We start from the raw sequence: 20,935 nt of genomic DNA on the forward strand, positions 1-20,935 counted from the left end.
CGGCGGGTACGGGTTGCACGGGGTCGATCCCGCGGTTCCCCGCGCCCCCTCCGGGGCCGGCTGCCGCCTAGCATCTTGATCAGTCAACGGACGTCTAGGAAGGTGCGCCAATGGTGAGGGCAGCCGAGCGTGCGGCGCGGACCAGTGTGTGGCTGGAGGGCAAGGTCCGCCGGAGCGGTCGCGGCGGTCAGCCGTCGGGGCTCGACCGGGACCGGATCACCGAGGTGACCGTCCGGCTCCTGGACGCCGAGGGGCTGGCCAAGTTCTCGATGCGCAGGCTGGCCGGCGAGCTGAACGTCACGGCGATGTCCGTGTACTGGTACGTCGACACCAAGGACGACCTCCTCGAACTCGCCCTGGACGCGACCTTCGGCGAGCTGGACCTGCCCGACCCGGAGGCCGACGAGGACTGGCGCGACCAGCTGCGCGCGCTGGCGAAGGAGTACCGCTCCCTGCTGGTCCGCCACCCCTGGCTGTCCCCGCTGGCCGGCACCTTCCTGAACATCGGCCCGAACTCGCTGGCCTTCTCCCAGGCCGTCCAGCACATCGTCCGCAAGACGGGCCTGCCCGTGCACGGCCTGTCCGGCGCCCTGTCGGCCGTCTTCCAGTTCGTCTACGGCTTCGGCACGATCGAGGGCCACTTCATCGCCCGCTCCGCCTCCGCCGGGATGACCCAGGACGAGTACTTCCAGCACGCCATGAGCGCGGTGACGCAGGCCCCCGAGGCCGCCGCGATCATCCACGAGAACGCGGACATCATGGCGGCCCGGGGCGGCGACACGGTGCAGGAGATGCGGGAACGGGACTTCACCTTCGCCCTCGACCTGCTGGTGGCGGGCATCGAGGCTATGGTCGCCCGAAGCTGACCCGTCCGGCCCCCGCCGCCTACTCGGCGACCAGTCGCGCGGGAAAGCCGCCGGTGGCCACCGGCCCCCACCTGACGGGCGTGACCCGGATGATCGACTTGCCCTGCTTCACCATCGCCTCGCGGTACTCGTCCCAGTCCGGGTGTTCGCCGGAGATGTTGCGGAAGTACTCGACCAGGGGTTCCACGGAGTCCGGGGAGTCGATGACCTCGGCGGTGCCGTCGATCTGGACCCACGGGCCGTTCCACTCGTCGCTGAGCACGACGAGGCTGACCCGCTCGTCCCGCTTGGCGTTGCGGGTCTTGGCGCGCTCGGGGTAGGTCGAGACGACGATCCGCCCCGAGTCGTCGACCCCGCAGGTCAGCGGCGAGGCCTGCGGGCTGCCGTCGGTCCGGCGGGTCAGCAGGATGGCGCGGTGCCGGGGCCGTACGAAGTCCAGCAGTTCGTCGCGGGAGACGGCGGTGTTCGTAGCGATATTGGGTGCCATGCCGTCAGCGTAGGCGCCCGGCTCCGGCTCAGCCTGTTCCTGCCAGGCCTACCCAGACGCCCGGGCCTACGCCTCCGGCAGCGACTCCCCCTGCACCGCCTGGATGTCCAGCTCCACCTTCAGCGTGGTGCCGATGGCGGCGATGCCCGCCTGGACGACCTGGTTGTAGTTCATCGCGAAGTCCTCGCGGTGCAGTTCGGTCGTCGCGCGGAAGGCGGCGCGCGTGCCGCCCCACGGGTCCGGGCCCGTGCCGAGGTAGGACAGGTCCAGGTCCACCGGACGCACGACCCCGTGCAGCGTCAGCTCGCCGTGCACCGTCCAGCGGTCGGAGCCGGTCGCCGTCAGACCCGTGGACCGGTAGGTGATCTCGGGGTACTTCTCGACGTCCAGGAAGTCCGGCGAGCGCAGATGGCCGTCCCGCATGCCGTTGCCCGTGTCGATGGACGTGGCCCGGATGACCGCTTCCACACGGGACTTCTCCACCTCGTCCGGGGCGATCTCGATGCGCCCGGCGAAGTCCGTGAAGCGGCCGTGCACGCTGGAGATGCCCAGGTGCTGGGCGACCGCACCCACCGAGGAGTGCGCCGGGTCGATGGTCCACGGCCCGGGCGGCGGCAGCTCGGTGCCGCCCTGCCGGGCCAGCGTCACCGCCCCGAGCTCGGCGCGTCCGCTCGCGGTGACGAGCGCGCTGGAGGCGACGGGCGCGTACCCGAGCGCCGTGACGATGACGGTGTACGCCCCCGGGGCGAGCGCGGTGGCGTCCCGTACGGCCCCCTCGGCGTCCGCCTCCGCGCGCAGCACCTGTGTGCCGGTCATGTCGGTCACCGTGACGACCGCGTGCGACACGGCCCATCCGTCCCGCGTACGGATCTTCGCGGTCAGTCCCATCCCGTTTTCTCCCTGCAAGTGCTACTGGTCGTGAAGAGTCCGGCCCGTGGCAGGTGTACCGCCGCGCGGTGCACACCTGCCACGGGCCGGAGGTCGTACTGCTCGGACTACTCGGCCGGGTGGGCCAGTTCGATGTCGTGGTCGTCCACGCCCCGGCCGCTGACCGTGAGCGCCGTCGCCACCGGTGCGTAGCCCGTCGCGATGACGGTGTACTCGCCGCTGTCGAGGTCGGTGAAGGCGTACGCGCCGTCCGTGCCCGTGGTGGCGGTGCCGACCACGTTGCCCGCACCGTCCACGAGGGTCACCCGTGCGTCGGCCAGCGGACCGTGCGGCGCCCGCACGACGCCCTGGAGCTGCGCGCCCGAGTCGAGGTCGACCTCGATCCGGGTGACGCCGGTGCCGCCCACCTCGACGGGCAGCGCCCGCGGCCGGAACCCGGCGGCGTTGACCGCGACGGTCACCGCGCCCGGCACCAGCTCCGCGAAGGAGAACTCGCCCTGCTCACCGGTGGCCTGCGTGGCCAGCAGATCGCCGCGCACGTCGGTCACGATGACCATCGCGTCCTTGACGGGCAGCGAGGTCGCGGCGGCCCGCACCACACCGGTCAGCCCGCTGGTGCCGCTGAGCAGGATGTCGTACGAGACCGGCTCGCCGTTCACCACCACGGTGGACGCCTGCGGCTGGAAGCCGTCGGCGGAGGCGATCAGGACGTACGAGCCGGTGCCCGGCGCCTGGAGCGTGTAGGAGCCGTCGGCCTGCGCGACCGACCGGCCCAGCTGCCGTCCCGCGAGCGAGATCAGCGTGACCGCGGCCTGCGGCACGGGCGCGCTCTCGTTGCCGCGCACGAAGCCGCGCACCGGGGTGCCGCCGGAGGAGGCGGACTCCTCGGGCCGTGCGATGGTCACCACGGCGGCCAGCCGCTGGGTGCCGTCGGCGGCGGCGGCCGTCTCCGAGACGGCCCAGCTCGGCACGGACTCGGCGACCGGGGCAGCGGCCTCGGCAGCCGCCTCGGCGGCGGCCGGTGCGGCCTCGGCGTCGGTGTCCGGGGTCTCCTCCGCGGCAGCGGCCTGCGCCAGTCCGCCCTTCGTCCGCAACGGAACCTCCTTGATGAACAGGCTGATCAGGAACGCGAGGGCCGCGAGACCGCCGGCGATCAGGAAGACATCGGCGATGCCGTGGCCGTAGGAGCTCTCCAGGAGCGTGCGCAGCGGTGCCGGCAGCTTGCTGAGGTCCGGGATGCTGTCGCTGGAGTTGCTCGAACCGGCCAGTGCGGCCCGGTACTTCGGGTCGAGGGCGGCGGCGCCCTCCTGGACGTAGTGCGTGATCCGGTGGGACATCACCGCGCCGAGCGCCGAGACGCCGACGGCACCACCGAGGGAACGGAAGAAGGTGACCGTGGAGCTGGCGGAGCCGAGGTCGCCGGGGTCGACCTGGTTCTGCGTGCACAGCACCAGGTTCTGCATCATCATGCCGACGCCCAGGCCCATGAGGGCCATGAAGATGGCCATCTTCCAGTAGTCCGTGTCGTACCGGATGGTGCCGAGCAGACCCAGGCCGGCCGAGACCAGCACACCACCGCTGACCAGCCACGCCTTCCAGCGCCCGGTACGGGTGATGAACTGTCCCGAGACCGTGGAGGAGACGAACAGACCGCCGATCATCGGGATCGTCATGACACCGGACATCGTCGGCGACTTGTCGCGGGCCAGCTGGAAGTACTGGCTGAAGAAGACCGTGCCGGTGAACATCGCGACACCGACGAACAGCGAGGCCAGCGACGCGAGCGTGATGGTGCGGTTGCGGAACAGGCGCAGCGGGATGATCGGCTCGCTGGCCTTGGACTCGATCAGGACGAAGAGCAGGCCGAGCACGATCGAGCCGCCGACCATGGTGTACGTCTGCCAGGACACCCAGTCGTACTTGTCACCGGCGAAGGTGACCCACACCAGCAGCAGCGAGACGGCCGCGGCGACGAAGGTGGCGCCGCCCCAGTCGACCTTGACGTCCCGCTTGACGACCGGCAGGTGCAGCGTCTTCTGCAGCACGATCAGGGCGATGACGGCGAAGGGGACACCGACGTAGAAGCACCAGCGCCAGCCCAGCCACGAGGTGTCCGTGATGACGCCGCCGAGCAGCGGGCCGCCGACGGTGGCGACGGCGAAGGTCGCGCCGAGGTAGCCGGAGTAGCGCCCCCGCTCGCGCGGGGAGATCATCGCGGCCATCACGATCTGCGCGAGGGCGGACAGACCGCCGACGCCGATGCCCTGGAAGACACGGCAGGCGATCAGCATGCCGGGGTTCTGCGACAGACCGGCGGCCATCGAGCCCAGCACATAGACGATCAGGGCTATCTGGACGAGCGCCTTCTTGCTGAAGAGGTCCGCGAGCTTGCCCCACAGGGGCGTGGTCGCGGTCATCGCCAGCAGGGAGGCGGTGACGACCCAGGTGTAGGCCGACTGACCGCCGCCGAGGTCGCTGATGATGTGCGGCAGGGCGTTGGTGACGATCGTGGACGACAGGATCGCCACGAACATTCCGAGCATCAGCCCGGAGAGCGCCTCCATGATCTGCCGGTGCGTCATTTGGGCGTGCTCGGAGGAGCCTCCCCCGTGCTTGGCATGAGCCCGCACACCGGCTGGTGTGGTCGTTGCCATGGGCTTCCTTATCTTCAAGTGCTTGCGGGTGTACGGGTGGTCGTCTCGAGTGCGGCTCCGGGCGGCGGCAGCCGCGGCGGCACGGGGCGGCAGTCGTCGAAGCTGGCCCGCAGCCGGGTCATGAGCCGGGTGAGCTGGGCGACCTCCTCGTCGCTCCAGTCGGCGAGCCGCTCCGCGAGCAGCTGCGTGGTCCGCTCGGACAGCTCCTCCAGGCGGGCGATGCCCGCGGCTGTGAGGTGCACGATCCGGGACCGTTTGTCCGCCGGGTCGGGGGAGCGGTCGATCCAGCCGCGGTCGGCGAGGTGCGCGACATGGCGGCTGGTGACCGACATGTCCACGGCGAGCAGCTCTGCGAGCTTGCTCATGCGCATGTCGCCGTAGCGGCCCAGGAGGGTCAGTACGGCCGCGCTGCCGCTCGGGCAGTCGGCCGGCAGGATCCGGGCGAGTTCCCGCTTCACGGCGCTGAAGGCGCCGAACTGCTGGATCAGCTCCTCGTACTGCGCCTGCTCGGCCATCCCACCTCCCGCATTCGTTGCTTAGGGCAACCATAAGAGTTGTTGGTTGCTGCAGGCAAACAAAACCGTGGGATGCCACTCAAAAACTTGGCAAAGGCAAGTATTGCGAACGTAAATACGCAGGTGGGGACGGTTGCCCAGGTGAGAGGCCCCCTACTTGGGCCACACCCGCCGATTCGCTAGGGTCTGCTGCCATGGCTAACCCCCAGGGCCCCCAGGGCAACCACGACCCCGCAGGCAGCACCCAGATGTTCCGCGCGTTCGTCGACGAGGGCCCGCAGGGCCGGCAGACCCGGCAGCAGCCCGCCGCTCCGGCCGGTCCGCGGATCGGTCTGATCGTCGGCATCGTCGTCGTGGTGGCGGTCGTGGCGGCCGTCGCCTGGCTCGCGATGAAGTAGCGGGCACTCGACGTCACTGCCGCCGGCGGTGCACTTCCGTCGGGCGGCTCACTTCCACCGGACGGTGACGTCCTTCGTCTCGATGTGCATGCCGAGCGGCACGCGCCAGGCGTCGACACACACCGTCCAGGTTTTCTTCCTGTGCGCCCCGGCGTCGATCGGCGCCGGAAGCCGCACGTCCGACGTCACCGTCGCCCAGTCGATGCCGAGCGCGCCGATGACATGCGTGCCGAAGGTGACCGTGCCGGAACGCACCGCGGTGCCCCCGGAGTTGGTGAACGTCAGGGCCACGTCCTCGCACCAGCGCTTGTCCGTCGCCTTCCGCTCCGGCTCGCTCCAGCTCAGATCGGCGGGGCCGGTGGGCCCTGCGGGGGCCGTACGCCCGGGAGTTTCCGTCGTGGACGGCGAAGCCGGTGTCGTACGGGCGGACTTGGCGCCGCTGTCGTCACCTGCGGACGGGGTCCCGGCGGGAGGCGCGGGTACGGTCCCGGCGGGTGCGGACCCGGCGGGTACGGACCCGGGTGGCAGGTCGCCCGCCGCGTCGCCCGAACTGCCGCCCCCCGAGGGGGAGTCGCCGCGTTCGGGGTCGCCGTCCAGTGGTACGAGTGTCACGCCGCCCCTCGGAGCCGCCGAGGCGGAGGTCGTGGGCGCGCCGCCGGCCGCCCCGGTGGCGACATAGCCGCCGTCCGTGCCGCCGCCCCCGCACGCCGCCAGTGCGGCGCCCAGGCAGACGACGGCCGCCGACGCAACCGTAACGGCGCCTCGACGGCCATGTGTCCCTGTCGTCCGAGGGGTCCCGGAAGTCCCACGCAGCATCGCGCCATGGTGGCTGACGCACCGTCAAATAGGAACCCCCGGGCGGGGCCTCGCTCAGTCCGAGATGAGTCCCTCGCGCAGCTGCGCCAGCGTGCGGGTCAGCAGGCGGGAGACGTGCATCTGCGAGATGCCGACCTCCTCGCCGATCTGCGACTGCGTCATGTTGGCGAAGAAGCGGAGCATGATGATCTGCCGCTCACGGGGCGGCAGTTTGGCCAGCAGCGGCTTCAGCGACTCGCGGTACTCGACGCCCTCCAGGGCGGTGTCCTCGTAGCCGAGGCGGTCCGCGAGGGAGCCCTCGCCGCCGTCGTCCTCGGGGGCCGGGGAGTCCAGCGAGGAGGCCGTGTAGGCGTTGCCGACCGCGAGGCCGTCGACCACGTCCTCCTCGGAGACGCCGAGCACGGCGGCGAGTTCGGGGACGGTCGGGGAGCGGTCGAGCTTCTGGGAGAGCTCGTCGCTGGCCTTCGTCAGGGCCAGGCGCAGCTCCTGCAGCCGGCGCGGCACGCGCACCGACCACGAGGTGTCGCGGAAGAACCGCTTGATCTCCCCGACGACCGTCGGCATCGCGAACGTCGGGAACTCCACGCCCCGTTCGCAGTCGAAGCGGTCGATCGCCTTGATCAGGCCGATCGTGCCGACCTGGACGATGTCCTCCATCGGTTCGTTGCGCGAGCGGAACCTTGCCGCGGCGTAGCGCACCAGGGGGAGGTTGAGTTCGATCAGGGTGTCCCGGACGTACACACGCTCGGGGCTGTGCTCGTCGAGTGCGGCGAGCCGCAGGAAAAGGGAGCGGGACAGGGTGCGGGTGTCGATGTTCTCCGGGCTCGGAAGGGCCGGGGCCTCGGGGGCCTCCAGCACCGGAGCCTCGTCGAACACGGCGTCTGCGGGTGCGGACTCGCTCTTCGCGAGCGTGAGCACCTTCGAGCTGCCCTGGTCTGCGGACATGCCACCCCCTCTGGGTCGCGGGACGGTCGCGGCCGACGTTCCTCCGCGAGGAGTTCAGCCTTCACCTGAATACCGGAGCCGAGGCCCCGGCAAACGCGTCTGAGGAAGAATGTCACATGTCGGCAACGCGCTGTAGTGACATGTCGACACGTGAGATGCTAATCGGCCCTGGAAAGAGGGGGTCTGACGCTTTTTCTGCGCAGAACTGTCGGGAACGCCCCTGGTGAGCGATTCGCTCGCGCCGGTTACTCGTCGATCCTGTTTGCGAACTGCGGTGTTCCGGAGTGTGCGCCCGTGCGCCTCTTATGCCTCGATCCGATTCGCGGATCGCAGCCGCTGGAAGCTACGCGCGAGTAGCCGTGAGACATGCATCTGCGAGACGCCGAGTTCCGCGCTGATTTGCGACTGGGTGAGGTTGCTGTAGTAGCGCAGCAGAAGGATTCTCTGTTCCCGCTCCGGCAGTTGTACGAGGAGATGGCGGACGAGGTCGCGGTGTTCGACGCCGTCCAGTGCCGGGTCCTCGTAGCCGAGCCGGTCGAGCAGGCCCGGCAGCCCGTCGCCCTCCTGGGCGGCCTCCAGGGAGGTCGCGTGGTACGAGCGGCCCGCCTCGATGCAGGAGAGGACCTCCTCCTCGGTGATGCGCAGCCGCTCGGCGATCTCGGCGGTCGTCGGGGTGCGTCCGAAGGCGGTGGTCAGGTCCTCGGTGGCGCTGTTGACCTGCACCCACAACTCGTGCAGCCGGCGCGGGACGTGGACCGTGCGGACGTTGTCGCGGAAGTACCGCTTGATCTCGCCGACGACGGTCGGCATCGCGAAGGTCGGGAACTGCACGCCGCGGTCCGGGTCGAAGCGGTCGATCGCGTTGATGAGCCCGATCGTGCCGACCTGGACCACGTCCTCCATCGGCTCGTTGCGGGAGCGGAAGCGGGCGGCGGCGTAGCGCACCAGCGGGAGGTTGGCCTCGATCAGCGCCGCGCGTACCCGGATGTGCTCCGGGCTGCCCGGCCGCAGCGTCTTGAGCTCGCCGAAGAGCACCTGTGTGAGGGCCCGGGTGTCGGCACCGCGGCTGCGCGGCGGAGCGGCTTCCACCGGCTCCGGTGCGGCTTCCTGGGGCGGTGCTTGAGGCGCAGTACTGGCCGGCACGGTCAACTCCGCCTCACAATCGGTCAACTCACCCGTCAAAAGTGGTCATAGCATCACAAGAGATGTGCACTCTGTGCAAGCACCTCATTACGCCGTGTTGACGTCAACTTGGGGCATAGGACGCAAAAAGCCCCACACCGGTTCCGGTGCGGGGCTCACGGCGGGGCCGGGGATCCGAAGCGCGGGCCCTAATGGGCCCCGTTGGCCAGCCAGGTGAAGAAGTCGCCGATGGCCTTCGCGGCGTCCGAGATGCCCTCGAACGCTATCTGGACGTAGTCCGCAGCCTTGGCCGGATCCGTGATGATCACATACAGGGCGAAGACCACGAGCACATAGATGGCGATCTTCTTCGCATTCACCGCCACCGCGGCCTCCCGAGTCGCTGAGTCCCAACGACCGCACATGATCGCACGAAGGGCCCCGTCTCTCGACGGGGCCCTTCGGTGAGCGGTAGCGGAGGGATTTGAACCCTCGGTGACTTGCGCCACACTCGCTTTCGAGGCGAGCTCCTTCGGCCGCTCGGACACGCTACCGAGGGAGACCTTACAGCACCTCGGGCAGTGCTTTGAAATCGGTATTCGGCGGTCGGGGCGTCAGCGGGAACGGAAGAAGTCGGTGAGAAGCCGGGCGCACTCGTCGGCGAGTACGCCCTCGATCACCTCGGGGCGGTGGTTGAGCCGTCGGTCGCGTACGACGTCCCACAGCGAGCCGGCCGCTCCGGCCTTCTCGTCGCGGGCGCCGTAGACGACGCGGTCCACACGGGACTGCACGATCGCGCCCGCGCACATCGTGCAGGGTTCCAGCGTGACGACGAGTGTGCAGCCGGACAGCCGCCACTGTCCGAGCCCGGCGGCGGCCCGGCGGATCGCGAGGATCTCGGCGTGCGCCGTCGGATCGCCGGTCGCCTCGCGCTCGTTGTGCCCGGCCGCGAGCACGGCCGATCCGTCCGGAGACAGCACGACGGCACCGACGGGTACGTCCCCGCCGGCCCGTTCGGCCTCGTCCAGGGCGAGCCGCATCGCGGCCCGCCAGCGGTCGCGCACCGGGTCCGGACCGCCCGCCGCGCTCTGTGCGGTGGTCAGCGGACGGTCTCCAGGACCTCCGAGGCGCCGAGGGCCTCGGCGATCGTGCTCAGGGCGTCCTCGTCGAGCGTGCGCAGTTCCTTGGCGCTGACGCCGAGGTCCTCCAGGATCTCGACATCGCCGACGGGGCTGTGCGGCACGGCCTCGGCCCCCGTGCCGCTGTCGTCATCGTCGTCGGTGGTGGGCTCACCGTCCTCTGTGCCGTCGAGGTCGAGGGAGTCCAGGTCGGAGTCGTCGTCGCCGGGCTCCCTTCCGAGCAGTTCGTCGGTGAGCAGGATCTCTCCGTAACTGCTGCGGGCGGCGGCTGCGGCGTCCGAGACATAGATACGAGGGTCGTCCTCGCCGTCGACGCGGACGACGCCGAACCAACCGTCTTCCTGCTCGATCAGTACGAGTACCGTGTCGTCCTCTGTCGAGGCTTCCCGGGCGAGGTCGGCCAGATCCGACAGGGTCTCCACATCGTCGAGCTCTGTGTCGCTCGCTTCCCACCCGTCTTCGGTGCGCGCGAGCAGTGCGGCGAAGTACACCGTGACTCTCCCACTGGTCCTAGGCGTGCCGGTTGGGGGTCCCCCCGGCGGAGGTTCTGGGCGGGGAGAGCTGTGCTCCGAGCCCCACCCACTCGGAATCGTGGCAGAAACAAGGCCTTGAGGGGACGTCTTCGGCTCCCTGTGTCCGCCCGTTTTGATCGACCACGAGCGGGATCGTACGCGGGGATCCTGGTGCGCACGCACCGGGTCGCCCCTCAACGGGCCCGAAGACGGACGGGAGTTGCCGCCGCGGTCACCAGCGGAAGGTGCGCATGCGCATGGCGTGGCGCAGTCGGGCGGTCTTGGCGCGTCGCGGCTGGACACGGTCGCGCAGTTCGCGCGCCTCGGCGAGATCACGCAGGAACTGGGCCCTGCGGCGGCGCCGCTCGGCGTCGATGTCGTCCGCCGGCGCGTCCTTGCGGGCTTCGCTGTCAGGCAGGTCAGGCATGGGCACACCACCCCCCGGTCCGTCCCTCCCACTTTCCCTCTGATGAGCGGTTTGATGCCAGCGCAAGGGTTTTGCAGAGCGGTCCGACGCCGGCGCGGGGGTCACGGGGGCGCGGTTACTGTTAGGGCATGCGTCTCCACGTCGTCGACCACCCTCTGGTCGCTCACAAGCTCACCACGCTGCGCGACCAGCGCACCGACTCCGCGACCTTCCGCCGTCTCGCCGACGAGCTGGTCACCCTGCTCGCCTACGAGGCCACGCGCGACGTGCGCACCGAGCAGGTCGACATCCAGACGCCGGTCTCCCCCACGACCGGCGTGAAGCTCTCCTACCCGCGCCCCCTGGTGGTGCCGATCCTGCGGGCCGGGCTCGGCATGCTGGACGGGATGGTCCGGCTGCTGCCGACCGCCGAGGTGGGGTTCCTGGGGATGATCCGCAACGAGGAGACGCTGCAGGCGTCGACGTACGCCTCGCGTATGCCGGAGGACCTGTCCGGGCGGCAGGTGTACGTGCTCGACCCGATGCTGGCCACGGGCGGCACTCTGGTCGCGGCGATTCAGGAGCTGATCAAGCGGGGGGCCGATGATGTGACGGCCGTGGTGTTGCTTGCTGCGCCTGAAGGGGTGGAGTTGATGGAGCGGGAGTTGGCGGGGACGCCGGTGACCGTGGTGACCGCGGCTGTTGATGAGCGGCTCAATGAGCACGGGTATATCGTGCCCGGGCTTGGGGATGCGGGGGATCGGCTCTACGGGGCGGCTGAGTAGGGGTCGGCGGGGGCGGGCGCCTTTTCGCCGTAGGGGTGCGGGTTTGTGCGCGGGTGCCGGTTCGTTGTGGCTTGTCGCGCAGTTCCCCGCGCCCCCAAAAGACAAAAGCAGGGCGCTTCAGCAGGCCTTCTTCGACGTTGACGTCGGCTTTGGGTTCGCCAGGGCTGCCAGGGCCTTGTCCGCTGTTGGCTTGGGCGTCAGGGTTTTGAAGTTGTTGCCGATGATCAGGTCGAGGGTGGCGTCCTTGCGGGCGGCGTCCGTGCGGCGTTCCGCGGTGGGCAGTTGGGTGGCCAGGACCGGCAGGGACGTGTTCAGGGAGGACGCGGGGCCGAGCAGTACGCCGGTGCCCTTGGTCTTCTTGTCGAACTCCTTGGACGCGTTGCCGATCTCGCCGATCTTGAAGCCGCGCTTCTTCAGTTCGTCCGCCGTGCTCTTGGCCAGGCCGCTGCGCGTGGTGGCGTTGTAGACGTTGACCGTGATCTGGGCGGGCTTGGGGGCGGCGGCGCCCTTGGTGCCGGCCGACGGGGACGGGCTCGCCTTGGTCGAGCAGTCCGCGTTGGAACCGGCCGCTTCCGCCTTCTTGCCGCCGCCGGTGAAGACGTCGATGAGCTGCAAAGTGCCCCAGGCGACCAGACCCAGCGCGACCACGGAGGCCACCACCGCGGCCACCACCTTGCCGCGCTTCCTGCGCCGGCGCATTCGTGGGTATTTGTCCCCCGTGATCCGGTACTTCCCGCCCATGCCCGGGGGAGTCAGCATGCTCATGAGCGCAGCGTAGTGCGCCCGAGCGGCAATGCCTACTAGATGATCATTGCTCGCCGCGCAGGTGGACCCGAAAGGGCCAAGCTTTTACCGACGGATGCCGCTCGGGCGCGCGTCAGTCCAGCTCGAGCACGCGCGCGTGCAGGACCTGGCGCTGCTGCAGCGCCGCCCGCACCGCGCGGTGCAGACCGTCCTCCAGGTACAGATCGCCCTGCCACTTGACGACGTGTGCGAACAGGTCGCCGTAGAAGGTCGAGTCCTCGGCCAGGAGGGTTTCGAGATCGAGCTGTCCCTTGGTGGTGACGAGCTGATCGAGGCGGACCGGGCGCGGCGCGACATCCGCCCACTGCCGGGTGCTTTCCCGGCCGTGGTCGGGATACGGCCGGCCGTTTCCGATGCGCTTGAAGATCACACGGAAAGCCTACCGGTCAAGACCTTCCGGGCGCAGCCATGGAGACGGAGTGCGACGCTGGAAAAGATGTTACGAAAACGGGCAAACGGGAATAGGGGCTCGATATGAGTGACAGCGAGACCATGCGGCCGGCCACTGCTCCCGAGGCACCCGGAAGTGCGCCCGCGCTCCCCCGGGAGGCCCTGGAGATCGCCTCCGGGTACGCCTTCACCGGGCCCGCGCTCGACCTGGGGGCCCTGCTGTGGGACGGCCGGTGTCTGCCGGACGCGCAGATCCGCATCCCGCTCTCCGTGCTCAACCGGCACGGCCTGGTCGCGGGCGCCACCGGCACCGGGAAGACCAAGACGCTCCAGCTCGTCGCCGAGCAGCTCTCGGCGCAGGGTGTGCCGGTTTTCCTGGCGGACATCAAGGGCGACCTGTCCGGGGTCTCGGCGCCCGGGCAGCCGAACGACAAGGTGCGGGGGCGGGCCGCGGAGGTCCACCAGGAGTGGGCGCCGGCCGGTTTCCCGGCCCAGTTCTACGCGCTCGGCGGCCTCGGCCACGGCATTCCCGTACGGGCCACGATCACCAGCTTCGGACCGGTCCTGCTGTCCAAGGTGCTCGGGCTGAACCAGACGCAGGAGCAGTCCCTCGGCCTGATCTTCCACTACGCCGACACCAAGGGCCTGGAGCTGGTCGACCTCAAGGACCTGCGGGCGGTCGTCGCCTTCCTGACCTCGGACGAGGGCAAGGCGGAGCTGAAGAACATCGGCGGGCTCTCCACGGCCACGGCCGGGGTGATCCTGCGCTCCCTGACCGCCTTCGAGGGGCAGGGCATGGCCGACTTCTTCGGGGAGCCGGAGTTCGACACCGGCGAGCTGCTGCGCACGGCCGAGGGCGGGCGGGGCACGGTGTCCGTGCTCGAACTGCCCGCCGTGCAGGACAAGCCGCAGCTCTTCTCGACCTTCCTGATGTGGCTGCTCGCCGACCTCTTCCACGACCTTCCCGAGGTGGGCGACGCCGACAAGCCGAAGCTGGTGTTCTTCTTCGACGAGGCGCATCTGTTGTTCAACGACGCCTCGAAGGCCTTCCTGGACTCGATCACGCAGACCGTGCGGCTGATTCGCTCGAAAGGGGTCGTCGTCTTCTTCGTCACGCAGACCCCGAAGGACGTACCGTCCGACGTCCTCGCCCAGCTCGGCAACCGCGTCCAGCACGCGCTGCGGGCCTTCACGCCCGACGACCAGAAGGCGCTGAAGGCGACGGTGAAGACCTTCCCGAACTCCCCCTACGACCTGGAGGAACTGCTCACCGGCCTGGGGACGGGGGAGGCCGTGGTGACGGTGCTGAGCGAGAAGGGGGCCCCGACCCCGGTCGCGGCGACCCGGCTGCGCGCTCCCACCTCCCTGATGGGGCCGGTCGACGCCGCCGAACTGGACCGGGCGGTCGGGGCCTCGCCGCTGCACGAGCGTTACGCACAGGCTGTGGACAGGGAATCGGCGTACGAGAAGCTGACGGCCGCCGAGCGCGGGGCCAAGGGGCCCGACGAGATGACGGCGCCCGCGAAGGCCGAGCCGCAGCGCGCGCCGAAGAAGAAGGCCGAGGAGGAGCACTCGGTCGTCCAGCAGGTCGTCGGCAGCGGCATGTTCAAGTCCCTCGCGCGCTCGGTCGGCACACAGATCGGCCGGGAGATCACCCGCTCGCTGTTCGGGACGGCCCGGCGGAGGCGGTAGGCCCGCCCCCGCCGGGACGGTTCAGCGGCCCGGCTTCTTCGCGGGCTGCTGGGGCTGCGGCTTCTTCACGTCCCGCTGCTCGGGCGTGCTGCGTGCGGCGTCGGCGCGCAGCAGGGCGCGCAGGACCGCGTACGGGTCGATGGGCATGGCGGTGTTCCTTGCGTAGTCGCTGACAGGTCCCGGGAGCGGGGTCCGTCAGCAGCGCAGGACCACGGTGCGCAGGGCGGGCAGGGCGTACGGCGGCCGCGGCGGCGCGACCGCGGGCCGGTGGGCCGGGACACCCGGGGCCGGGACGGCGAGCGGTGCGCGGCGCAGGGGCGCGACGGTCCGGCGGACGGCGCCGGCCGGCGGGCGTACGGCCGCGTCCATGACGTCGTACTCGACGATCTCCAGGGCGGCGGCGGGCGCCGTGGGCAGCGGGGCGTGGGTGCCCGGCACCAGCAGGGCGCACAGCAGCACGAGCGCCCGCAGCCAGGCGCGGCTGCGCGGAAGGGCTCGTGCGGTGCTCACGGCAGGTCATCTGCCCGCGACACACCCGGTGTTCAGCACGTCGGACGCGAGATACGCCCGTTCGGCCGAGGCCTACTTCCCGGCGGTCTTCGTGGTCTTCGCGGGCTTGGTGGTCTTCGCGGCCTTCGCGGCTTTGGCGGCCGCCTTCATCTCCTGCTTGAACGCCCGGACCTTGGTCAGCGACTCCGGCCCGGTGATGTCGGCGACGGAGCGGTAGGAACCGGCGTCGCCGTAGGAACCGGCCGCCTCGCGCCAGCCCTCGGGCCGGACGCCCAGCTGCTTGCCCAGCAGTGCCAGGAAGATCTGCGCCTTCTGCTTGCCGAAGCCGGGCAGGGCCTGCAGCCGCTGGAGCAGCTCGCGCCCGTCGTCCACGCCCTTCCAGACCAGCTCGGCGTTGCCGTCGTAGTGCTCGACGAGGTACTGGCACAGCTGCTGGATGCGCTTGGCCATGGAGCCCGGGTAGCGGTGCACGGCCGGCTTCTCGGACAGCAGCGCGGAGAAGGCCTCCGGGTCCATCGCGGCGATGTCGTGCGCGTCCAGGTCGTCGGCGCCGAGCCGGTCCGCGATCGTGCGGGGTCCCTTGAACGCCCACTCCATCGGGACCTGTTGGTCCAGCAGCATCCCGGTCAGCGCGGCGAGCGGGGAGCGTCCGAGGAGCTCGTCGGCCCCTGCGTCCTGGGCGAGGTGAAGGGTGAGGTCCATGCTCCCGATGATGCCGCCTGTGCGCTCAGCCCGCCCGCCAGTACCCCAGCGCGTGCATCCGCTGCCGCGGCACGCCGAGCTCCTTGCGGACGTAGGAGGACAGGGACCGGGTGGTCGCGGTGTCGCAGGCGATCCAGACGTACGGCTCGGAGCTGCCCTTGAGCAGGTCGGGCAGCTCCGCCTGCACCTGGGCGACGAGGTGGGCGCCGGAGTCGAGGCGCAGGACCCTGCGCAGCTCGTGCCGTGCCGGGTCGGCGCGGAAGGGCAGGTCGTCCTCGCCGCCCTCGAACCAGATCGTGGCCGGTACCGGGTCCAGGGCGGCCAGCAGGGAGTTGATGGCGGGCAGCGAGGCCGGGTCGCCGATCGCGAAGACATGGGAGGGGGACGGGTCGGGCCGCTCGAAGCCGGTGCCGTGCACGGTCGCCTCGATGGTGGCGCCGGGCCGGACCGAGCGGGCCCAGTCGCTCGCGGGTCCTTCGTGCAGCGCGAACTCCAGGCTGAAGGCACCGGCCGCGGGGTCGGGGTCGACCAGGGTGTACGCCCGCTGGTGCGGCTTGCCGCCGGCCGTGAACCACAGCCGGACCCACATCGTGGGGTGGACGCCGCCGGCCGCCAGGAGGCCGCCGTCGGTGAAGTGCACCCGGCGGTAGTCCGGGGTGACCGTCTCGGTGCCGGTCACGGTGAACACGAAGTCCTTGGCGCGCAGCAGCTTGAGCACCGCGCCCTCCCAGCCGTGCCCCTGCGCCATGGTGTCTGCACCTTTCGCGTACGATTCCCCCACCGATTAGTTAGGTGAGCCTAACCTAAAAAGCAGAGGGGCTACAGGGTGACGTCCGCGATCCACAGAGATGCCTGGGGCATCCCGCACCTGCGCGCCGGCAGCGTCCGTGAACTGGCCCGCGCCCAAGGCGTCGTCACCGCCCGCGACCGGGCCTGGCAGCTGGAGGTTGAGCGGCACCGGGCGCAGGGCACCTCGGCGTCCTTCCTCGGCGCGGACGCCCTGCCCTGGGACCTGTTCGCCCGCCGCGCCCGCCTGGACGACACCGCCCGCCGCTGCTGGGCGGCGCTGGTCGAGGGCGACCCGGAGACGGCGGACTGGGTCCGGGCGTACGTGGACGGCGTCAACGCGGAGCTGCCCGCCACCACCGCCCCGGAGTTCGGGCGCGCCGGTCTCGCCCCGGGCCGCTGGCAGCCCTGGACCCCGCTGGCCGTCTGGCTCGCCACGCACATCCTCTTCGCGGGCTTCCCGGCCAAGCTCTGGCGCGAGGAGGCGCTACGGCACCTCGGGCCGTCGGCGGTCGGGCTGTTCGCCACGGACGGGCCCGGCAGCGCGGGCAGCAACGGCTGGCTGCTCGCGGGGGAGCGGACCACCACCGGCCACGCCCTGATCGCCGGCGACCCGCACCGCTTCATCGAGGACCCCGGCGTCTACCAGCAGATCCATCTCTCCTGCCCCGAGTTCGACGTCGTCGGCCTCGCCGTCCCCGGCATCCCGGGCATCGCCCACTTCGGCCACACCGGCACGGTCGCCTGGGCCATCACCAACGCCATGGCCGACTACCAGGACCTCTACCGCGAACGACTCCGACGCACCGGAGCGGGCGTGGAGGCCCTCGACCCCGACGGGGCATGGCGACGGGCCCACCGGCACGTGGAGCACGTCGAGGTGGCCGGCGAACCACACCCGGTCGAGCTCGAAGTGATCGAAACGGAACGGGGACCAGTGATCGCGGGCGGACCGGAGGGGCTGGAGGGCGGGGTGCCGGAGAGGGACGCGGCGGTTGTGACGGGGGTGGCGGCCGGGGCGGACGCGTCCCTCCGGGTGGACGCACCGGTCGGGAGGGACGCGACCCCTGGGGCGGACGCGCCGCTCGGGTCGGGCACGCGGGCCGGGTCGGGCACGCCGCTCGGGTCGGACATGCCGGTCGGGACCGACGCGGCCCCCGGGACCGACGCGGCCCCCGGGACCGACGCGGCCCCCGGGACCGACGCGGCCCCCGGGGCGGACGCGGCCCCCGGGGCGGACGCGGCCCCCGGGGCGGACGGGCCACCCGGGACTGACGCGACCTTCGGGGCGGAACAGGCCGAGAAGGCAGCCGCCCCCTTCGGGACACACGCGCCGGTCGGGGCGGACGAGCCACCTGGGACGGACGCGACCTTCGGGGCGGAACGGACCGAGGAGACCGCCGCCCCCGTCGTCCCCCTAGCGCTCGCCCTGCGCTACCCGCCCCGTGTCACCGGTGACCTCGGCTTCGGTGCGTTGCTTTCGCTTCTGCGGGCGCGGCGGGTTGGCGACGTGGATCGGGCGTTCGGGCTGTGGGTCGAGCCGGTCAATGTGGTGGTGGCTGCCGACACCGAGGGCGGGCTGTTGCACCGGGTCGCCGGGTGGGTTCCCGAGAGGGCGCGGGTCAATCGGATACGGCTCGTGCCCGCCTGGGAGCCGGGGCACGAGTGGCGGGGCAGGCAGCGGACGCCGAGGGCCGAGGTGCGGGGCGGTGTCGCCGTGATGGCCAACCAGCGCGGCCTCGCGTCCCCGCTCGGCGTCGAGTTCGCCGCGCCCCACCGCGCGGACCGGATCGCCGCTCTGCTGGCCGGGAAGGACCAGTGGTCGCCCGGCGACATGCCCGGCATCCACATGGACACCCATCTCGCCTCCGCCGGACCCCTGCTGGACCTCGTCGCCGCCCTGGACGACCTGTCCCCCGAGGCCGCGGCCCTGCGCGAGCGTCTGCTCGGCTGGGACCGCCGCATGGACGCCGGCAGCACCGGCGCCGCCTGCTACGCGGCGGTGCGCGGCGCGGTCGTACGGCAGCTCGCCGCACACCCCGCCTTCACCGCACTGGCCGTCCCGCCCGCCTACCCGGAGGTCTTCCTCCCCTGGCTCGGCCTGCTCCCCCGTATCGCCTTCGCACTCCACCACCTGCTGCGGGCCGAGGAGTTGTACGGCGTCGACCGGCCGCAGGCGGTGCGGGCGGCACTGGAGGAGGTGGTCGCCGAGCCGCCCGCCGGGACCTGGGGCGACACCCACCGCCTCGCCCCCTGGCGGGCGCTGACCACCACCTCGTACGAGGAACCGGGCCTGTCCGGCGACCACGACTGCGTGCTGTGCACTTCCGCCGTGCCCGGTCTGACCGACCTGGCCGCGCGTGGTCCGGCCGCCCGCTATGTGTGGGACCTGGCCCGGCGCGAGGACAGCCGCTGGGTGGTGCCGCTCGGGGCGTCCGGGGTGCCCGGCTCGCCCCACCACCGTGATCAACTCCCCTTGTGGCTCAAGGGGGATCTCGTCCCGGTCGTCACCGACTTCGACCGGCTGCGCAAGGAGAGCGATGTCTGACCCCTACGCCGACCGCACCGCCGTCCACGAACAGCGCGTCGACGGCTTCGGCACCGTCCGCGTCCTGCCCCTGGACGCCCGCGCCGACGCTCCCGTGGTGCACACCTGGGTGAGCGAGGAACGGGCCGAATTCTGGGGCATGCGCGGCCTGACCCCCGCACAGGTCGAGGAGGTCTACGCGCACCTGGAAACCCTCGACACCCACCACGCCCACCTGGTCGTCAAGGACGGCACACCGGCCGCGCTGCTGCAGACCTACGAGCCGGCGGCCGACCGCGTCGGCGAGTGCTACGAGGTGCGCGAGGGCGACATCGGCGTCCATCTGCTGATCGCGCCCGCGGGGGCCGACGGTCCGCGTCCCGGCTGGTCGTCCGCGCTGCTGACCGCCGTCGCCTCCTACGTCCTGCAGGTGCTGGACCGGCGGCGCGTGGTCGTCGACCCGGACGTGCGCAACGAGAAGGCCATCGCCCGTTTCCTCCGGCAGGGCTTCGAGGCCGGTCCGGCGGTGGTGCTCCCCGAGGTCGACCTCCCGGACGTGCAGCTGCCCGAGAAGAAGGCGCAACTGGCGTTCCTGCGGCGGAAGGTAGCCTTCCCCGGGTGACCCCGGAAGACCTCGTCGCCCACTACGGCCTGGAGCCCATCCCGCGCGAGGGCGGTCTGTACCGCCGGACGTGGGCGGGCCCCGGGCGGCCCGACGGACGGCCCGAGGGGACGGCGATCGTCGCCCTGCTGACGGCCGGCGACTTCTCCGCCCTGCACCGTCTGCCCACCGACGAGATCTGGCACCACTACCTGGGCGACCCGCTCGAACTCCTGCTCCTCGCTCCGGACGGCACCTCCACCACGGCCGTGCTCGGCCCGGACGTCCTCGGCGGCCAGCACCCGCAGCTCACCGTCCCCGCCGGGACCTGGATGGGCGGACGGGTCACCGGCGGCGGGGCGTGGACGTTCTTCGGCTGCACCATGGCGCCCGGATTCACCTTCGAGGGCTACGAGCACGGGGACGCGGCCGAGCTCACCGCGCGGTATCCGGACCGGGCCGCCCACATTCTGCAACTGTCGCGGCCATGAGACTTCTCGACGGACAGGTCGCCCTCGTCACGGGCGCGGGCGGCGGCATCGGACGCGGCATCGCGCTCAGGTTCGCCGAGGAGGGCGCGGCGGTCGCACTGCACTGCCGTACGGCGGCGGCCGGACCGGCGCGGGAGGCGGCCGCGCGGATCGAGGAGTCGGGCGGCCGGGCCGTCGTCCTGCGCGGCGACCTCACCGACGAGGACGCCTGCCGGCGGGTCGTGGGGGAGGCCGCGGAGTGGGGCGGCGGCGGCCTCGACGCGCTGGTCAACAACGCGGGTGTGCAGCCGACCCAAGAGCTGCCCGGGATGACGGCGGGCGAGTGGCGGGCGGTCGTCGACACCAACCTCTCCAGCGTCTTCGCCTGTACGCAGGCCGCCGCCGAGGTCATGCGCGGGCGCGGCGGCAGCGTGACGCACATCGCCTCCATCGAGGGACGGCAGCCCGCGGCCCTGCACGCGCACTACAGCGCCTCCAAGGCGGCCGTCGTGATGCACGCCCGGGCGGCGGCCCTGGAGTACGGCGCGTGGGGCATCCGCGTCAACACCGTCTCGCCCGGACTGATCCATCGCGACAGGCTGGAGGAGGCCTGGCCGGAGGGGGTGCGGCGCTGGCGGGCGGCGGCCCCGCTCGGGCGGCTCGGGCGGCCGGAGGACGTCGGGGACGCGTGTGTGTTCCTGGCCTCACGGCTCGCCTCCTGGGTGACCGGGCACGACCTGGTGGTGGACGGTGGGGTGACGGCCCGGCCCACGTGGTGAGCACACGGCGGCCCGTGTCCGTACGTATCCGGAAGGGTGCAGGACGACTACGGAGCGACCACGTGGGGTGTGACGGTGCACAGGCCGGACGGCGAGAGCGTCGGGGAGTCCGCGGACCCGTCCGGCGCCGAGGGCTTCAAG

25 protein-coding genes and 1 tRNA gene are annotated in these 20,935 nt (G+C 71.4%); 8 read left to right on the plus strand and 18 right to left on the minus strand.

Translation table 11 applies throughout. The features are described from left to right. The first annotated feature begins 110 nt into the window (after positions 1 to 110). The gene (locus MQN93_RS14395; RefSeq protein ID WP_242709769.1) at positions 111 to 866 is read left to right on the plus strand and encodes a TetR/AcrR family transcriptional regulator; all 756 of its coding nucleotides are present in this window, start codon (positions 111 to 113) and stop codon (positions 864 to 866) included. 19 nt (positions 867 to 885) lie between these two features. On the opposite strand, the gene MQN93_RS14400 is transcribed toward MQN93_RS14395, so the two are convergent. The 4 genes from MQN93_RS14400 to MQN93_RS14415 all read right to left on the minus strand — a co-directional run bounded on the left by MQN93_RS14400 (position 886) and on the right by MQN93_RS14415 (position 5,410). Continuing rightward, positions 886 to 1,353 (minus strand): PPOX class F420-dependent oxidoreductase, encoded by a 468-nt coding sequence (locus MQN93_RS14400; RefSeq protein WP_242709770.1) that lies wholly within the window; start codon positions 1,351 to 1,353, stop codon positions 886 to 888. A 66-nt stretch (positions 1,354 to 1,419) separates the two neighbouring features. Further along, positions 1,420 to 2,241, minus strand: a complete 822-nt coding sequence (locus MQN93_RS14405) for a YceI family protein (RefSeq protein ID WP_016436933.1) — start codon at positions 2,239 to 2,241, stop codon at positions 1,420 to 1,422. A 107-nt stretch (positions 2,242 to 2,348) separates the two neighbouring features. Beyond that, complete coding sequence (locus tag MQN93_RS14410; protein WP_505016690.1) at positions 2,349 to 4,823, minus strand: MFS transporter; 2,475 nt, start codon at positions 4,821 to 4,823, stop codon at positions 2,349 to 2,351. An 86-nt stretch (positions 4,824 to 4,909) separates the two neighbouring features. Next, positions 4,910 to 5,410, minus strand: coding sequence for a MarR family winged helix-turn-helix transcriptional regulator (locus tag MQN93_RS14415; RefSeq protein ID WP_242709772.1), 501 nt, complete (start codon positions 5,408 to 5,410; stop codon positions 4,910 to 4,912). Between the two features lie 194 nt (positions 5,411 to 5,604). Here MQN93_RS14415 and MQN93_RS14420 point away from each other — a divergent pair, with 194 nt between their 5' ends. Then, positions 5,605 to 5,808 carry a hypothetical protein gene (locus MQN93_RS14420; protein ID WP_016436930.1) on the plus strand — a complete coding sequence of 68 codons (204 nt, stop codon included), beginning with the start codon at positions 5,605 to 5,607 and terminating at the stop codon, positions 5,806 to 5,808. A 48-nt stretch (positions 5,809 to 5,856) separates the two neighbouring features. Here MQN93_RS14420 and MQN93_RS14425 read toward each other — a convergent pair whose 3' ends face one another. From MQN93_RS14425 to MQN93_RS14460, 8 genes are all read right to left on the minus strand, one after another. After that, on the minus strand, positions 5,857 to 6,420 hold the full coding sequence (locus MQN93_RS14425; protein ID WP_016436929.1) for a hypothetical protein: 564 nt from the start codon (positions 6,418 to 6,420) through the stop codon (positions 5,857 to 5,859). Between the two features lie 258 nt (positions 6,421 to 6,678). After that, positions 6,679 to 7,569: an RNA polymerase sigma factor SigF gene (locus MQN93_RS14430; protein WP_016436928.1), complete on the minus strand. Its 891-nt coding sequence runs from the start codon at positions 7,567 to 7,569 to the stop codon at positions 6,679 to 6,681. Positions 7,570 to 7,872: 303 nt separating this feature from the next. Further along, entirely contained in the window at positions 7,873 to 8,712 is an 840-nt protein-coding gene (locus MQN93_RS14435) for an RNA polymerase sigma factor SigF (protein ID WP_242709773.1), read from the minus strand. A 188-nt stretch (positions 8,713 to 8,900) separates the two neighbouring features. Continuing rightward, positions 8,901 to 9,077 carry a hypothetical protein gene (locus tag MQN93_RS14440; protein WP_016436926.1) on the minus strand — a complete coding sequence of 59 codons (177 nt, stop codon included), beginning with the start codon at positions 9,075 to 9,077 and terminating at the stop codon, positions 8,901 to 8,903. Between the two features lie 83 nt (positions 9,078 to 9,160). Then, positions 9,161 to 9,245, minus strand: a tRNA-Ser gene (locus MQN93_RS14445). A gap of 60 nt (positions 9,246 to 9,305) precedes the next feature. Then, complete coding sequence (gene tadA, locus MQN93_RS14450) at positions 9,306 to 9,731, minus strand: tRNA adenosine(34) deaminase TadA (protein WP_016436925.1); 426 nt, start codon at positions 9,729 to 9,731, stop codon at positions 9,306 to 9,308. A gap of 59 nt (positions 9,732 to 9,790) precedes the next feature. Then, positions 9,791 to 10,321: a tRNA adenosine deaminase-associated protein gene (locus MQN93_RS14455; RefSeq protein WP_016436924.1), complete on the minus strand. Its 531-nt coding sequence runs from the start codon at positions 10,319 to 10,321 to the stop codon at positions 9,791 to 9,793. A gap of 253 nt (positions 10,322 to 10,574) precedes the next feature. Next, positions 10,575 to 10,769: a hypothetical protein gene (locus tag MQN93_RS14460; protein ID WP_016436923.1), complete on the minus strand. Its 195-nt coding sequence runs from the start codon at positions 10,767 to 10,769 to the stop codon at positions 10,575 to 10,577. 128 nt (positions 10,770 to 10,897) lie between these two features. On the opposite strand from MQN93_RS14460, the gene upp reads away from it, so the two are divergent. Then, entirely contained in the window at positions 10,898 to 11,533 is a 636-nt protein-coding gene (upp, locus tag MQN93_RS14465; RefSeq protein ID WP_016436922.1) for a uracil phosphoribosyltransferase, read from the plus strand. A gap of 117 nt (positions 11,534 to 11,650) precedes the next feature. Here upp and MQN93_RS14470 read toward each other — a convergent pair whose 3' ends face one another. Then, on the minus strand, positions 11,651 to 12,298 hold the full coding sequence (locus MQN93_RS14470) for a LytR C-terminal domain-containing protein (RefSeq protein WP_016436921.1): 648 nt from the start codon (positions 12,296 to 12,298) through the stop codon (positions 11,651 to 11,653). A 112-nt stretch (positions 12,299 to 12,410) separates the two neighbouring features. Next, on the minus strand, positions 12,411 to 12,707 hold the full coding sequence (locus MQN93_RS14475) for a type II toxin-antitoxin system VapB family antitoxin (RefSeq protein ID WP_003999914.1): 297 nt from the start codon (positions 12,705 to 12,707) through the stop codon (positions 12,411 to 12,413). Positions 12,708 to 12,811: 104 nt separating this feature from the next. On the opposite strand from MQN93_RS14475, the gene MQN93_RS14480 reads away from it, so the two are divergent. After that, complete coding sequence (locus MQN93_RS14480; RefSeq protein ID WP_242709774.1) at positions 12,812 to 14,419, plus strand: helicase HerA-like domain-containing protein; 1,608 nt, start codon at positions 12,812 to 12,814, stop codon at positions 14,417 to 14,419. A 21-nt stretch (positions 14,420 to 14,440) separates the two neighbouring features. On the opposite strand, the gene MQN93_RS43925 is transcribed toward MQN93_RS14480, so the two are convergent. From MQN93_RS43925 to MQN93_RS14495, 4 genes are all read right to left on the minus strand, one after another. Beyond that, positions 14,441 to 14,566 (minus strand): hypothetical protein, encoded by a 126-nt coding sequence (locus MQN93_RS43925; RefSeq protein WP_016436919.1) that lies wholly within the window; start codon positions 14,564 to 14,566, stop codon positions 14,441 to 14,443. A 48-nt stretch (positions 14,567 to 14,614) separates the two neighbouring features. After that, positions 14,615 to 14,929, minus strand: coding sequence for a hypothetical protein (locus MQN93_RS14485; RefSeq protein ID WP_242709775.1), 315 nt, complete (start codon positions 14,927 to 14,929; stop codon positions 14,615 to 14,617). 72 nt (positions 14,930 to 15,001) lie between these two features. Then, positions 15,002 to 15,631, minus strand: a complete 630-nt coding sequence (locus tag MQN93_RS14490) for an HhH-GPD-type base excision DNA repair protein (protein ID WP_242709776.1) — start codon at positions 15,629 to 15,631, stop codon at positions 15,002 to 15,004. 25 nt (positions 15,632 to 15,656) lie between these two features. Next, positions 15,657 to 16,379, minus strand: coding sequence for a siderophore-interacting protein (locus MQN93_RS14495; protein WP_242709777.1), 723 nt, complete (start codon positions 16,377 to 16,379; stop codon positions 15,657 to 15,659). Positions 16,380 to 16,457: 78 nt separating this feature from the next. Between MQN93_RS14495 and MQN93_RS14500 the strand changes: the two genes are divergently transcribed. From MQN93_RS14500 to MQN93_RS14515, 4 genes are read left to right on the plus strand one after another with little or no spacing between them, the layout of a single operon-like run. Next, the gene (locus MQN93_RS14500) at positions 16,458 to 18,965 is read left to right on the plus strand and encodes a penicillin acylase family protein (RefSeq protein WP_242709778.1); all 2,508 of its coding nucleotides are present in this window, start codon (positions 16,458 to 16,460) and stop codon (positions 18,963 to 18,965) included. After that, a complete protein-coding gene (locus MQN93_RS14505; protein ID WP_242709779.1) occupies positions 18,958 to 19,566 on the plus strand; it encodes a GNAT family N-acetyltransferase in 609 nt (202 codons plus the stop codon). Before MQN93_RS14500 ends, MQN93_RS14505 begins: the two co-directional genes overlap by 8 nt. Continuing rightward, complete coding sequence (locus MQN93_RS14510) at positions 19,563 to 20,036, plus strand: cupin domain-containing protein (RefSeq protein WP_242709780.1); 474 nt, start codon at positions 19,563 to 19,565, stop codon at positions 20,034 to 20,036. The genes MQN93_RS14505 and MQN93_RS14510 overlap by 4 nt, the downstream gene beginning before the upstream one ends. Then, entirely contained in the window at positions 20,033 to 20,794 is a 762-nt protein-coding gene (locus MQN93_RS14515; protein ID WP_242709781.1) for an SDR family NAD(P)-dependent oxidoreductase, read from the plus strand. The genes MQN93_RS14510 and MQN93_RS14515 overlap by 4 nt, the downstream gene beginning before the upstream one ends. The last annotated feature ends 141 nt before the right edge of the window (positions 20,795 to 20,935 follow it).

Source organism: Streptomyces spinosisporus (assembly GCF_022698145.1).
In the GTDB taxonomy this organism is placed as follows: domain Bacteria; phylum Actinomycetota; class Actinomycetes; order Streptomycetales; family Streptomycetaceae; genus Streptomyces; species Streptomyces spinosisporus.

Bases quoted from the DNA above. Each gene is read 5' to 3' on its own strand.
- MQN93_RS14395 (WP_242709769.1), top strand. From the start codon at position 111: ATGGTGAGGGCAGCCGAGCGTGCGGCGCGGACCAGTGTGTGGCTGGAG.
- tadA (WP_016436925.1), bottom strand. From the start codon at position 9,731: ATGCGGCTCGCCCTGGACGAGGCCGAACGGGCCGGCGGGGACGTACCC.
- MQN93_RS14400 (WP_242709770.1), bottom strand. From the start codon at position 1,353: ATGGCACCCAATATCGCTACGAACACCGCCGTCTCCCGCGACGAACTG.
- MQN93_RS14515 (WP_242709781.1), top strand. From the start codon at position 20,033: ATGAGACTTCTCGACGGACAGGTCGCCCTCGTCACGGGCGCGGGCGGC.
- MQN93_RS14415 (WP_242709772.1), bottom strand. From the start codon at position 5,410: ATGGCCGAGCAGGCGCAGTACGAGGAGCTGATCCAGCAGTTCGGCGCC.
- MQN93_RS14480 (WP_242709774.1), top strand. From the start codon at position 12,812: ATGAGTGACAGCGAGACCATGCGGCCGGCCACTGCTCCCGAGGCACCC.
- MQN93_RS14470 (WP_016436921.1), bottom strand. From the start codon at position 12,298: ATGAGCATGCTGACTCCCCCGGGCATGGGCGGGAAGTACCGGATCACG.
- upp (WP_016436922.1), top strand. From the start codon at position 10,898: ATGCGTCTCCACGTCGTCGACCACCCTCTGGTCGCTCACAAGCTCACC.
- MQN93_RS14420 (WP_016436930.1), top strand. From the start codon at position 5,605: ATGGCTAACCCCCAGGGCCCCCAGGGCAACCACGACCCCGCAGGCAGC.
- MQN93_RS14505 (WP_242709779.1), top strand. From the start codon at position 18,958: ATGTCTGACCCCTACGCCGACCGCACCGCCGTCCACGAACAGCGCGTC.
- MQN93_RS14460 (WP_016436923.1), bottom strand. From the start codon at position 10,769: ATGCCTGACCTGCCTGACAGCGAAGCCCGCAAGGACGCGCCGGCGGAC.
- MQN93_RS14430 (WP_016436928.1), bottom strand. From the start codon at position 7,569: ATGTCCGCAGACCAGGGCAGCTCGAAGGTGCTCACGCTCGCGAAGAGC.
- MQN93_RS43925 (WP_016436919.1), bottom strand. From the start codon at position 14,566: ATGCCCATCGACCCGTACGCGGTCCTGCGCGCCCTGCTGCGCGCCGAC.
- MQN93_RS14490 (WP_242709776.1), bottom strand. From the start codon at position 15,631: ATGGACCTCACCCTTCACCTCGCCCAGGACGCAGGGGCCGACGAGCTC.
- MQN93_RS14495 (WP_242709777.1), bottom strand. From the start codon at position 16,379: ATGGCGCAGGGGCACGGCTGGGAGGGCGCGGTGCTCAAGCTGCTGCGC.
- MQN93_RS14405 (WP_016436933.1), bottom strand. From the start codon at position 2,241: ATGGGACTGACCGCGAAGATCCGTACGCGGGACGGATGGGCCGTGTCG.
- MQN93_RS14410 (WP_505016690.1), bottom strand. From the start codon at position 4,823: ATGACGCACCGGCAGATCATGGAGGCGCTCTCCGGGCTGATGCTCGGA.